General features: G+C 45.2%; 11 protein-coding genes. 4 read left to right on the forward strand and 7 right to left on the reverse strand.

Going from position 1 to position 13,555, the window contains the following annotated elements:
* Positions 1–275: 275 nt before the first annotated feature.
* The 7 genes from R7M92_RS08610 to R7M92_RS08640 form a co-directional block, all read right to left on the reverse strand.
* Entirely contained in the window at positions 276–1,499 is a 1,224-nt protein-coding gene (locus R7M92_RS08610; protein ID WP_005379348.1) for a tetratricopeptide repeat protein, read from the reverse strand.
* Positions 1,500–1,508: 9 nt separating this feature from the next.
* Positions 1,509–2,141 carry an energy transducer TonB gene (locus R7M92_RS08615; RefSeq protein ID WP_005379353.1) on the reverse strand — a complete coding sequence of 211 codons (633 nt, stop codon included), beginning with the start codon at positions 2,139–2,141 and terminating at the stop codon, positions 1,509–1,511.
* 4 nt (positions 2,142–2,145) lie between these two features.
* Positions 2,146–2,553, reverse strand: a complete 408-nt coding sequence (locus R7M92_RS08620; protein WP_005379359.1) for an ExbD/TolR family protein — start codon at positions 2,551–2,553, stop codon at positions 2,146–2,148.
* Positions 2,554–2,578: 25 nt separating this feature from the next.
* Positions 2,579–3,106 (reverse strand): MotA/TolQ/ExbB proton channel family protein, encoded by a 528-nt coding sequence (locus tag R7M92_RS08625; protein ID WP_005379363.1) that lies wholly within the window; start codon positions 3,104–3,106, stop codon positions 2,579–2,581.
* 9 nt (positions 3,107–3,115) lie between these two features.
* The gene (locus tag R7M92_RS08630) at positions 3,116–4,477 is read right to left on the reverse strand and encodes a MotA/TolQ/ExbB proton channel family protein (RefSeq protein ID WP_086046437.1); all 1,362 of its coding nucleotides are present in this window, start codon (positions 4,475–4,477) and stop codon (positions 3,116–3,118) included.
* A 3-nt stretch (positions 4,478–4,480) separates the two neighbouring features.
* A complete protein-coding gene (locus R7M92_RS08635) occupies positions 4,481–5,245 on the reverse strand; it encodes a DUF3450 domain-containing protein (RefSeq protein WP_005379365.1) in 765 nt (254 codons plus the stop codon).
* A 65-nt stretch (positions 5,246–5,310) separates the two neighbouring features.
* Positions 5,311–7,911 carry a TonB-dependent receptor plug domain-containing protein gene (locus tag R7M92_RS08640; protein WP_017634998.1) on the reverse strand — a complete coding sequence of 867 codons (2,601 nt, stop codon included), beginning with the start codon at positions 7,909–7,911 and terminating at the stop codon, positions 5,311–5,313.
* Between the two features lie 820 nt (positions 7,912–8,731).
* Here R7M92_RS08640 and R7M92_RS08645 point away from each other — a divergent pair.
* Genes R7M92_RS08645 through R7M92_RS08660 form a run of 4 tightly spaced genes read left to right on the forward strand, consistent with a single transcriptional unit; the run spans position 8,732 to position 13,533 of the window.
* Entirely contained in the window at positions 8,732–9,757 is a 1,026-nt protein-coding gene (locus R7M92_RS08645) for an ABC transporter permease subunit (RefSeq protein WP_005384771.1), read from the forward strand.
* A gap of 1 nt (position 9,758) precedes the next feature.
* A complete protein-coding gene (locus R7M92_RS08650) occupies positions 9,759–10,802 on the forward strand; it encodes an ABC transporter permease (protein WP_318133139.1) in 1,044 nt (347 codons plus the stop codon).
* 37 nt (positions 10,803–10,839) lie between these two features.
* Positions 10,840–12,666, forward strand: a complete 1,827-nt coding sequence (locus R7M92_RS08655) for an extracellular solute-binding protein (protein WP_005384774.1) — start codon at positions 10,840–10,842, stop codon at positions 12,664–12,666.
* Between the two features lie 9 nt (positions 12,667–12,675).
* Positions 12,676–13,533, forward strand: a complete 858-nt coding sequence (locus tag R7M92_RS08660; RefSeq protein ID WP_318133141.1) for an ABC transporter ATP-binding protein — start codon at positions 12,676–12,678, stop codon at positions 13,531–13,533.
* The last annotated feature ends 22 nt before the right edge of the window (positions 13,534–13,555 follow it).

Here is a 13,555-nt window from a genome sequence, read left to right on the forward strand (position 1 = left end):
TCTTTCTGTCTGTGATCGTCCCAGATGAAATAGTTACTTACGCCAGAGTGTTCCTAAACAGCGAAGAAGGAGCGTGGTACAGGACTTACCATCCGCGCACTCTGTTATTAAAACCATTTCTACAACCGTTTAGTGTGCTGATTTTAGGTTTAGAGTCCCGATTTGGCTTGCGTGAGTGACTCTGGTTAAAAATAGGGGTTAATAAAGATAAAACGGAAAAAAGGGGAAGCTTTCACTTCCCCAGGCGTGCGACTGACTCACACTTAATCTTCGAATTATCCTTGAGACTCTAGGAAATTTATCCAAGGGCTAACGGTTGACCTGAATTTTGGCGATTGAGCAGCGCCTTTCATCGCCTGCAAGGCCTTTTGTGGTTGCTTAAGCTCGAAATAGGCCATCCCGCGAATGTATTCAAGTTCTGCCTTTTGCTCTTTAGAGGCACTGGATGCCGCGCTTTCTACAAAACGAGTTGCTTCAGAATACTGCTTGTCTTGTATCATTAAGCGAGCAATCTGAATTTGCGTTTTAGCAGAAGGAGCGAGGTTATATGACTTTTTATAAGCGAGAATTGATTTATCTAGCTCTTTAGCTTGCTGCCAGAAACTGGCTAGGCGGTCATAGTTTTCCTTCGTCTTTTCAATGTTTCCAGCTGCCATTTCCTTTTCAAGAGTTTTGGCTGCTTTATATGGAATACCTTGATAAGCCAAGAAGTTTACAAAGCGTAAATATTCCTTCTCTCCTTCTAGTTTCCCCATTTTGTAAACCATTTCTAGGGTGGCTAGAGAGTTGCGTTCTTGACCTAGCTCCATGTAGACACCAGAAAGTTGCATCCAGTAACGCTTTTTCTGAGGGTACTTTGAAGTCAGAGTTTTGAGTACACTGGCAACGCTTTTCAGCTGGCCTAACTCGTAGTGAGATGCAACGAGAATTAAGTACCAAGACTCACTTGGGCTCTTGCTCATCGCGATGGCTTTTTTGGTTGGCGGGATTGCATTTTTGTAATCTTCCAACTGAACATAAGCGCTCGCTAACGTGATATAAGCATGAGCTTGAGGCTTCTCTTTGGTTGTTTCTGCAACCTTGAACCATTCCTTCATCGTTTTTACAGACAACGTATACTTTTCTTCAGCTAGGTAAAGCTGAGCCAAGCTGTAGCGAACTTGTTGAGCAACAGGAACGGGAAGTGCGTCGAGCTGTAATGCTTCGGCAAAGTATTTTGCTGCTTGCACATAATTGTCTTGTAGCGAATACAAAAAGCCAGTCTGCTGAAGTAAAACTGCTCGGTCGTATTTTTTCGAACTTGTGCTTTCTAAAGCGCTTGCTAGTTTTTCTTTTGCTGCTGAATATTTTTCAGTTGCGATCAACTCTTGCACTTTGTTAACGGTTCGAAATGTCCGATCTGATAACTGAGGAGCTTCTTTTGCCATCGTAGGAGCGGCCATTGCCACTCCTGCGAAGAGAATTAAAGAAGCCACTTTGCTTTTCCATAAACTTTTCATCGTGACTCCTTAATTGGTTGAGAACTCTATTTCTTGCGATAGGCGCGAGCTAACAGGTTTCCCGTCAACCAATTTTGGTTTAAATGTCCATTTAGAGACTGTTTTTCTTGCCGCTCGACCGAGGCCTAAGCGTCGTGGTTGCTCTTTAAGAACTTTGATGTCCTCTACGGCACCACGTGCGTTTACAGTAAACTCTAATAAGACGACCCCTTTTTCTATTCCTGCTTTCGCAGCCTTCCTAGGCATTTGAGGTTGGAATGTCGCTAGAGGTGTTGGACCTCCGCTACCCGCGAGTTGCGCACCTCCACCCTGGCTATAATGTCCAAGCACCGAACCACCTGTAACATTTACGGGTAGGTCAAGCTTTGGCATATCCATTGGGGTCTGCTCCATCACCGGTTTTACTGTCGCTGTCACTTTCATTTCTGGCGGCGGCGGCGGACGCTTAGGCGGTGGTGGCTTTGGAAGTTCGCGTTTTTTCTCCTGTATTTTTTCGTCTGGTTTAATGCGAATAAACTCGACCATACGCAGGTCATCATTCGACACTAACTCGTGGCGCTCTTTGTTTACTAGCTTGTCCATCCCCCAGAACAACCCGAGGGAGACAATGAGCGCCAGTGCAATTGAGGCCAGATACCGCATAAGCTTAATCCTTATTGGTTGCGGCAATGGAGATGCTTTCTACACCTGCCATTTTGATCTGGTCCATAACCTTCACGACTACGCCAGCATTTGCTTCTGTGTCGGCTTGGATAACAACTGCGCCATCAGGGCTTTCTGCACGAAGACGTTCAATATTCGCGCGAACCGCGTCCACTTCGATGCGGCGTTTATCAACCCAAACATCACCCGCCGCACCAACTGCGACCATGATGTTACCTTTTTTCACGGTTTGCGCAGAGCTTGCCGTCGGGCGGTTTACTTCTAGACCAGCTTCTTTTACGAACGATGTTGTTACGATAAAGAAGATCAACATGATGAATACGATGTCGAGCATCGGTGTCATATCGATAGCGGTTTCATCACTGCTATCACTGCTATAGCGTCTTTTCATGACCTATACCTCTAATTCCATTTACTCAGGCAATATGCTTTAGCTTATCTTCCAGCTTTTGCGTTGTGACTTTGGCTAAATGATCAAGACGTGAACTAAAGAACAGTCCTGATAGAGAAGCCACCATCCCGGCTAAAGTTGGGATTGTTGCCTTTGAGATCCCCGAGGCCATTGCTCGAGGGCTTCCTGTTCCTGTTACCGCTAAGATGTCGAATACTTGGATCATGCCAACAACGGTGCCGAGCAAACCCAGTAAGGGACAAAGCGCAATCAACACTTTCACGATTGGCAGGCCCTTTTTATTCTCAATGTCCTGACGAGAAACAATTTCTTGTCGGATCATCTTAGCGTTCCAGCTCTGGTGCTCTGATCGCCCCTGCCATGAGCCAACGGCTTTTTTCATGGCTTTTGGAGCGACGGCAGCAAAATAGAACCAACGTTCTAACAATACTGCCCAAAGCATAAAGCTGAGGATGAAGATGGCGACGAGTACATCGCCACCCATTCCCAAGAAGCGCCTAATTGATTCAAGTTCTCCAACTAACCACCACATAACGCCTCCTTAGCTTTCGGCTTTATGTAGTTTTTCCTGATAGCGAGCGATGAAGCCTGCACTCTGTTCTTCAAGAGTTTGAACCAAACGACGACCTTTACTGTGTACGATGGTGTACAGGAACAGTAGAGGAATTGCGACAACCAGACCAAGCATCGTAGTAACAAGTGCTTCAGAGATACCGCCAGCCATTAGCTTAGGATCACCTGTACCAAATAGTGTGATTGCTTGGAACGTACCGATCATACCCATTACCGTACCCAGTAGACCTAGAAGTGGTGCTACAGAAGCGAACAGTTTGATTGAGCTGATAAAGCGTTCAATGCTCGGTGCGTTACGTAGGATGATTTCGTCCAGTTTCGCTTCAAGATCTTCAAGGTTGTCACCTTTGTGTTCTTGGTAAGCTTGGATAACTTCACCCAGAGGGTTACCAGGAATCACGGTTTCTGATTTCGCTTGCTTACGCATTTTACCGCCAATCACTTGAAGGCGTAGGAAGCAAACTAGAGCAATGATAGCGCCAACTGCACCCATACCAAGGATGACGTAACCTACAATGCCACCTTGATCAATACGTTCTTGAACGGTAGGGCTTTGTACAAGTAGAGACAGAATTACACCACGGGATGGGTCAATAAACAGTGGCTCATAGCTGTTTGACGCTGACTCAAAGCCCGCAACATGACGTGTAATATTGGTGCGAGGCTGTCGAGAGAGTTCTTCGAACTTACCTGTTTGAGGTACATAAGTAACGTACTTACCATCGGCAATCGCGTTAAATTCACCGACAAGAGTAACATCGCGAACCGCTTCTTTACCTTCGCCATAAACAACCGTTGCTTGGGTTGTTACTGTCTCGCCTGAGGCAACCACTTGTTGAAGAATGGTATGCCAGAATGCTTCTAGCTCTTGTGTTGATGGCAGTTCTTTGCTTTCAGCCAGTTTCGTTAGTAGAGCGTCACGCTCTGGGAACTGAACAGCGTTTTGAGAGGCAGCAAATAAGCCCTTAAACTCGCCCGCATATTGGCGGACCACACCAAACATTTCGCCCAAAGTACCAGAGCGAACACGTAAGGTTTCTGTTAGTTCAGTCAGCTGCTTATCGTTTTCATCAAATGTCGCTTTAAGTTGATCGCCCAGTGCTTGCTGTGAAGCTAGCTCTTCACGAGCCTGTTGCAATAATGCCGCTTGCTTATCTCGGTTGTTCTTGAACTCAGCTTCACGGGCTTTGTTCTCTTTTGACTCAACGATGCTTTCTGATTTTACGTTTTTGAGTAGTTCAGATAGGTTTTTAGGCGTTTCTGCTTGTACGCCTGAAACCATAAATAAGCTCGCTAGTAGACCAGCGGCTAGAGTTTTGAATCCTTTCATCTCTTATTCCTCCCCAGCATATACAGGCAATTTGATTAGCGCTGGTGGCGCTTGCTTCTTCGCGATACGAAGGCCTTGCTGTACCGCTATGCGGTAGCTTTCCGGTAATGTTTCCCATTGACGTGTTTGTTGGTTCCACATACCTGTCTCACCACCGTCTGGAGATTGGAATAAAAGCGCCGTGCGACCAATACGTAGGAAGTCGTAAGTCACGGTTTCCCCATTTCTATCTAGGCTAGCTTTGTAAGATTCAATTGAGCGAGAGAAGCCTTCTTCAATTTGGTAGGCTTCCATCACTTTACGGAATTTCTCAGAAGTTGTTACGTCGGCGCGATCCATGAGACGACGCAGTTCTTGGACACGTTTATTACGTTCTTTTTTCTGGAAAGGCAGATCGAGAGTCACAAACTCATCGAGTGCATCGATCATTTTAAGTGTTAGTGGCACTACTTCTGTTGCCGTTTGATCGATCTGAGCAATTTGGTTATTTAATGAGTCCAATTCACCTTGCTGTGATTGAACCATACGGTTAATTTGCTCGTTGTAGACTTTCATGCTGTCGATTTGACGTAGTAAGCCTTTATATTCTGCCAGCATGCCTTCAGTACTTTCGGCATAATTGTCGATTTTTTGTTGCGAAGCTTCTGAAGATTGATTTGCTTTTGCTTGTGTGGAAACGACAGCACCAGAGTTGGCCGCTATAGAGCTACTACTGATAGTAAGCAATGCTGCAGCTATGGCACTGAGACCAAATTCCTTGAATTTCATGGTTGCATCCTTGTCAGTGTTTTAGTCAGTCGAAAAGGGCGCGGAAAACCCGCGCCAAATATTTTTTAGAAGTCGTATGATGCCTCGACGTATAGCTGACGTCCGATTGGATCGTCATACCCAGTTGCATAGAATGGAGAGGTATCGCTTAGAGGATCTGCAGGCGGTACTTTGTCAAACATGTTGATAGCACCAAGAGTTACACGACCACTCTCGTTGAATTGGTAAGAAGCCGTTAGGTTCCACGTTGTCATACTAGCGATTTCTGCTTTGTAACCCGCTTTTTTAGCAGAATCACAGTCATCAAAGTAGTAACGGTTTGCGTAGCTTGAACACATACGGTCGCGGTATTTACCAAATAGGTTGATAGCGACATCTTCATATGCCCAGCCAAGATTTAACGTTGCGGTGTATTCAGGCATGAAATCTCTTTCATCCGTTACAGGCTCGCTGTCGTTTTCTTGATATTCAGCAATCAAGATCTTCGTTACAGCAACACGCGTGTTAAATGAACCGAACTCATTAGTGTCGTATGCGTATTTGATCGCTAGGTCAATACCAGAACGCTCTTCATACGACTGGTTCACTGGACCATAGGATACCGACTTGATGGTGCCATCTGGGTTACGAACGACTTCAGTACCTGGGTATTTACCTGGATCGTTAATTACATCTTGGTAAGTTGGTGCAGTTACGACGTCTTCCATCTTGATGTGGTACCAGTCAACGGTTACACCAAGATCATCCACAGGCTCCCACGCTAGGCCCAAGTTAATGTTTGTACTTGTTTCTTCTTTCAGCTCTGAGTTAGGGCCATTAAGCGTATCGAAGTACTGAGTATCACACTCTGGGTACTTGTCTTTATCTTGTGGGCCGCTACCACCAGCGTTGGCACAAAGCACAGGGTCAAAACCAGAACCAAAGCCTCGAGTTTGATCACCAAATAGTCGCTTCAAGTCTGGAGCTCGGAAGCCTAGACCGTAGCTACCACGTAGCAATAGGGTGTCAGTAGGACGGTATGCTAGGGCTACTTTAGGAGTGAATGCGCCACCAGTTGCCGAGTCGTCGAAGTAGTGGTCGTAACGACCAGCGACAGTCATTTCTAAATCTTCAATGATAGGAATAAGAGCTTCAACACCAAGACCAATCTGATCACGGTCACCGCCGCCTGATGTTCCACCTAGGCCAGAGAAACCACCAGCTGCTGTTGTAGCATCAATCGTCTCATTGTAGTCAGTACGGTTCCATTCACCATAAACAGCAAAGCCAGACATACCTGCAGGAAGTTCAACCAAATCACCAGCCAGTGAGCCGTTAACAGAGTAAAGCTTTGAGTAGGCTTCTTTGCTTGAAGTGCCGCTGTATTTGTCTACAACGTCTTGAGAGATAGGCCCTAGAAGATCGACATCACCATTTTGTACAGCTTGGTCGAGAGTTAGGAAGATTGCTGGGTTGCTTGTTTCAACGCTTTGCTCAGAGTAACCAGCGGATAGGTCCCAATCATACGTATCAGCAAGCAGGCCGTTCAAGCCTAAGGTTAAGCCAAAAGAATCGGCTTCAGTGTTACTTTCGCGTGGTCCAAATTCGACCATACGGCGAGTGTATTCGCCTTCGCCGCGGAAGTGAGTGGCATCAACTTCAACGCTGTAAGGGTTAGGTTCGAATTCAGATTCTGTAGACTTGTAGCCAAAACGGGCTTCTGCCATGGCAGTGACATTGTCGTTAATGTCCATTTCACCACGTAAAAGTAGGTCTACTTGTTTGTTTTCTGGTTTTAATGTTCGGTATGCAGAGCGGTTAACACCACACTTTCCATCCGCTCGTTCAATCGCGGCATCACCAACGACTTCTTTACATGAAGAACCAGCATCAGCTGGTGTTAGAAGTGTTCCGTTGGCGCCTTCAAAGTTTGCACCGTAGCTAGAGTAGCCACTTAGCTGAGAACGGCTAGAACCGTCATCGCCAGCCCAATCATCTCGGTCAGATTGCTTTAGCATTTCGTTGCCCGCAAATTGGCCAACGAAGAGAATACGTTTGTCGTCAAAGTTTTTGCCAGCTACAACGTCTAAACGACCATTTTGGTAACCACCATCCGTCGCGTCACCCGCGCGTACTTTTACAGAAACGCCATCAAAGTCTTTCTTTAAAATGAAGTTTACGACACCACCGATTGCGTCGGAGCCGTAGATAGCAGAACCTGAGTCGGTCATTACTTCAACACGCTCAATAGCGGCGACAGGGATTTGGCCGATATCTTGGAAGTTAGATGTACCATCTTGTGCTAGCGGGTATTGAGGAAGACGACGGCCATCAATAAGAATCAATGTGCGTGACGCGCCAAGGCCACGTAAGTTGACTGACTGCGCTGCTGGTGTAAACGAGAAAGAGTCTGTTTGAGCCATTACACCACCTGTGTTTTGGGTCAAACTGTTCAATACGTCTTGCGCGCTGTTAAAGCCTTTAGACTCAATGTCTTTACTATTAATAACAGTAACTGGTGAAGGACCTTCCATATCCGTCGTGGAGATACGCGAACCAGTAACTTTCATCTTTTGAAGTTTTTCAACTTGTTGCTCTTCTGCCAGTGCTGTTGCTGGGGCTGCAACTGCTGCTGTCCCCAAAGCAAGGCTTATCGCAACAGATAAAGCGGTTGTGTTTTTATACATCCTTGTTGCTCCGATTATTATTATTTCCTATGTCTGGCCGCATAGCGGCCAAATGTGACGTTAATATTTCGTTAACGTTCGGCCAATGTATAACCGAGATGAAAAAAGGAAGTCAAACCAGTGGTAAACGGGGATGCTTAAATGTAAAAAAGATGTAAATAACCAGGCTTTATTTAAAAGGCGGAATAAAAAACCGAATAATGTTTATGGATCGATATTAAATTTCAATAAAACACCGTATTTTGTGTTTCTTATAAACTTTAATGACTTATCTTGCCTATGGTTTTTTAGTGGGTAATTGAATCTGGAAAAAGATATTTTTCCAGTGAATTGTTCTGAGATGAGTTTTATATCGAATCCATACTTTGTTAGCTCGAACTTATTAGGTGGTATCAAAATATGATACCCATTGCGGTTAAAGGGCTCACTCGTATTTTTAGGTCAAATATAACCTTGGATTATGTGTCTATTTATGTGTGTAGGGTGCATTTTTATGTAGGGTTTTGGCTCTAAACAGCCTAGATTGATATTCTGTATGAATTATTTTTGTAGTTTTTTATAATTTTTTACAAAAACATTTCTGTTTTTCGACATCGAAGGAAGTTTGTCATGTTTTGGTTTCAAACACTTGAAGCTGATGTGGATTCAAGATAAATATGACGCTGAAATTATTGCAGTAGTAGAAAAGTCTAGCTCTTGAGGCGCAGGGAGTGTGCTTCAACAGTTTTAGTTACTACGAGATAAATATGCACCATTTTGGGCGGAAAATATCCTCTTTCACTCCGTTTGAACTGGACAGTAGACAAGGAGCAAGTTGTATATGCTGTCGTACTTTTTACGCCGTTTGGCGTTGGTTATCCCAACGTTTCTTGGGATAACTATTCTCATCTTTGCTATCACTCGTTTCGTGCCTGGCGGACCTGTTGAACGCATGTTGTCACAAATGCAGTCCCAGGGGGACGGCGCCGCATCAATGACGTCTGCGGGTGGTAATACGGCCCTTTCTGACGATCAAATCGCGGAGCTGAATGCGTTTTATGGCCTGGATAAACCAGTAACGGAAGCGTACGTCGAGTGGTTAAGTCGTTTGGTAATGCTAGATCTTGGCGAGTCGACGCGTTACTACGAGCCTGTCTCGGACATGATCGCAGAGCGTTTGCCAGTGTCGTTGTTTTATGGCGGCATGACCTTCTTTATTAGTTATTTTATCTCGATTCCTCTTGGTTACTATAAGGCACTCAAGCACGGTTCTGTGTTTGATTCCGCTTCTTCAGTACTCATTTTCGTAGGCTACGCGCTACCAGGTTATGTGGTGGGTGTATTGCTGATCACGTTATTTAGTTATCACTTGGAATGGTTTCCGATGGGAGGCTTTGTCGGCGATGACTTCGACGATTACGAAACCTTCTTTGAACGCGCTAAAGACATTATGTGGCATGCGGTGTTGCCTTTGATCTGTTACCTCATTGGTGATTTTGCCACGCTGACGATGACAATGAAAAATAACCTGATGGAAAACCTTTCCTCAGATTACATCCGCACCGCAATTGCGAAAGGATTACCTTTCAAAAAAGCAGTTCGTAAGCACGCGTTGCGTAACAGCTTAATTCCAATCGCGAGTCACTTTGGTAACTCTTTGTTGTTCTTCATGACCGGTGCTTTCCTGATTGAAGTTATCTTCAATATTGATGGCATTGGCTTATTGGGTTACGAATCAATCATGGAGCGTGATTACCCTGTTGTTATGGGTATTGTCGCCATTAATGCGTTGTTACTTCTCATTGGTAACATCATTTCAGATATTTGTGTTGCTTTAGTCGACCCACGTGTGAAGTTTGGAGCGTAACATGATTAAAGTTAGTCCATTAACTCAAAAGAAAATTCGTCACTTTAAAGAGATCAAACGAGGCTATTGGTCGTTTGTTGCTCTTTCTATCATGTTGATCCTTTCTCTATTCGCCGAACTTTTGATCAACAGTAAAGCGCTAGTCGTCAAGTACGATGGTAGCTACTATTTTCCTGTTGTCAGTGACGTACGTTTAGGTAGCGAATTCGGCCAAGAGTCATCCAGTGAAACCGATTATCGTGTACTGCAAAAAGCGTTTGAGGCTGAAGGGGGCGACAACTTTGTTATTTTGCCGCTTGTGCCGTGGAACCCATACGAACAAGATTTTAGTGGTGATTTCCCGCCAACAGCACCTAGTGCCGAAAATAAGCATTATTTAGGTACAGATGTGATAGGTCGCGATATTTTGGCGCGACTCGTCTACGGATTCAGAACGGCGATGGGATTTGCGTTGCTTACGATGGCCATTTCCTACGCGATCGGTACTGCAGTCGGTTGTGCTATGGGTTTTTGGGGCGGTAAATTTGACTTGTTTGTACAGCGACTTATCGAAATCTGGTCAATGGTCCCGTTTTTGTACGTCATTATGATTCTTGTCTCAATCGTTCAGCCGACGTTTGCTCTCTTTGTCGCTATTAACGTGCTTTTCACTTGGATGGGTATGACATGGTACATGCGGACCATGACCTATAAAGAAGCGGCACGAGAATATGTAATGGCGGCTCGTGCTTTAGGGGCATCGACCGGACGTATCTTGTTTAATCACATCTTGCCAAATACGATGGTGATGATTGTAACCCTAGCGCCTTTCACTATTGCAGCTAACATCACAGCACTGACTGCTCTCGATTACCTAGGATTAGGCTTGATGCCACCAACGCCAAGTTGGGGTGAACTACTGCAACAAGGTAAGTCAAACTTAGATTCGCCATGGATTGTTGCGTCAGTAGTGACTTCTATAGTTCTGGTTCTGGTAATGGTGACCTTTATTGGTGAAGCCATTCGAGCGGCTTTCGACCCGAAAAAATTCACACGCTATGTTTAAGCGAGCATTGTGAGCAAAACATAAAAAGGGAAGTTTTATGAAGAAATTATTTTTAGCGTCCACGCTGAGCGCCCTGAGTTTTGGTGCAATGTCAGCAACGCTTCCGACAGACTTAAACTGGCAAACAAACTGGGATGAGCCTCAATATGGTTCGCCAGAAGCGAAACGTGGAGGGACTTATCGCACCTTTATGTCAAGTTTCCCGCAGACGTTACGTAGTGTTGGTCCAGACGCTAATGCAGGGCTACGTTCTTTTATCTTAGATGAAACACCAGGCTTGGTGGTCCGCCACCCAGATACTTTAGAGTTCATCCCTGAGCTTGCTAACGAGTGGGCGTTAGCAGGTGACAACAAAACGGTCTATTTTAAACTCAACCCTGAAGCCAAATGGTCGGACGGCAAACCTGTGACTGCCGACGATTTCGTGTTCATGCTGAAGTTTTATCGTTCCAAGGACATCTTGGAACCTTGGTACAACGATTACTACAACAAAACGATTGCGGATGTTATCAAGTACGACACTCATACGTTTGCTGTTAAGGCGGCGAAAGAGTTCAATCCGGAAGAGTTGCTGTTACGAATGGGGGCTCTGCGCCCACGCCCCGCACATTTTTATGCTAACCCTTCAAAAGATGAAAATGGTGACGGTATACATGACAACTTTGTCCGCTACTACAATTTTAAAAGTGAACCAACGACCAGTGCATACTACCTAGATGACATTAAAAAAGGTAAAAGTGTTACCTTCAAACATGTCGGTGAAGACTGGTGGGGTTACAGCAATAAGTATTATCAACATCGTTATAATGTCGACAAAATCCGCATCACAGTGATTCGCGACAGTGATATCGCGATGAAGCACTTTGAGAAAGGGAAGCTGGACGCATTTGGTCTTGTTTTACCAAGCTTATGGCATGATAAATCGAATACGGAACCTTACCAAAAGGGATACATTCAAAAGTTCTGGGGTTACAACCAATTCCCAGTTGGGGCTGGTGGTGTATGGATGAACACCGCGATGCCTTTGCTGGATGATTTAAACATTCGCAAGGGCATTACTTACGCGATTGACTTTGATGGCATGATAGAGAATGTCATGCGTGGCGACTACTCCCGTAAACCGAACCCGACCGGTTATGGTCATGGTAAATACACCCTACCAGATGCTAAGGCACCGAAGTTTGATCCCGCAAAAGCGGCCGAGGCATTCGAAGCCGCAGGCTTTAACAAAATTGGTTCTGATGGTATTCGTGTCAATGATAAAGGTGAGCGCTTAAGCTTCGAGCTGACCTACGGAACACCTGTTCATACTCCTCGTATTGCCTTTTTGCGTGAGCAAGCCAAGCTAGCAGGGCTGGATATTGAGCTCAAGTTAGTTGATGGCTCATCCATGTTCAAATACGTACGTGAGAAAAAGCACGATTTGGCTTTCTTAGATATGGGTACGTCTGAGATCCCAACGTATTGGGAGTACTTCCATTCAGTCAATGCGAACAAGCCGCAAACTAACTCTTTCACAAACTACAGCACGCCAGAACTGGATGAAAAGATCATCGAGTATCGTTTTGGCATGGATATGGATAAAAAGATCCAGCTAGGTCATGAGATTCAGCGTGACATCATTGATGCTCACGTTATCGTCCCAGGCTACATGGTTCCTTATGTCCGCTATGGTCACTGGCGCTGGTTAAAGTTTCCAGATAAGCCAATGAATCGCATGACAGAGGCGCTGTTCAGTGGTTCAATCATAGGCGATGGCACTTACTGGATTGATAGTGATATCAAAAAAGAAACGAAACAAGCGATGAAATCAGGCAAAGCTTTTGAACCTGTTGTTGTCGTAGATGACACTTATAAGCTGTAAGGATTGGTTATGGAAAACGATGTAATCCTAAGTGTTAAAGATCTCGAAGTTGAATTTACCACCGATGATGGGCCAGTGAAGGTTCTGCATGGTGTGAACTTTGATGTGAGAGCTGGACGTACACTCGGCCTGGTGGGAGAGTCAGGTAGTGGCAAGAGCGTAACTTCAATGTCGATCATGGGGCTATTACCTAAGCCATATGGCAACATCATTAAAGGTGAAGTGAATTATCGCGGCACCAACCTAGTTGATTTGCCTGCGGAAGAGATGTACGCCATGCGTGGCGATCGCATTTCGATCATCTTCCAAGACCCGATGACTGCGCTCAACCCAGTGCACACCATTGGTCGTCAAATATGTGAAGTGCTTGAGCTCCATCGACCTGAGCTCGACAAAAAGGAGCGGGAGGCGTACTCGATTGAAATGCTGGCAAAAGTAAAAATTCCAATGCCAGAGAAGCGATTGAATGAGTATCCCCATAACCTATCTGGTGGTATGCGCCAGCGTGTCATGATCGCGATGGCATTGGCCTGTAAGCCGGATATTCTGATTTGTGATGAACCGACTACAGCGTTGGATGTTACGGTTCAGGCGTCTATCCTTGAACTGATGAACGAGCTTCAGGAAGAAACGGGCATGGCGATGATCTTCATCACTCACGATCTCGGGGTTGTGGCAGAAGTGTGTGATGATGTTGCCGTGATGTATGGCGGGCGTATTGTCGAAAAAGCAGAAATTTTTGAGTTGTTTGATAACCCGCAGCACCCATACACAGAGCGTTTAATGGGATTGATGCCGAGCTTAGATAATGAGCCGAAGCAGATGATCGATATCAAGCCTATTGATACCAGTATGTTTGCCAGTTAACTGGGCAAAGTGAACCAGTCAT

The sequence above is a fragment of the Vibrio sp. Vb2880 genome (assembly GCF_033337975.1).
In the GTDB taxonomy this organism is placed as follows: Bacteria; Pseudomonadota; Gammaproteobacteria; order Enterobacterales; family Vibrionaceae; genus Vibrio; species Vibrio alginolyticus.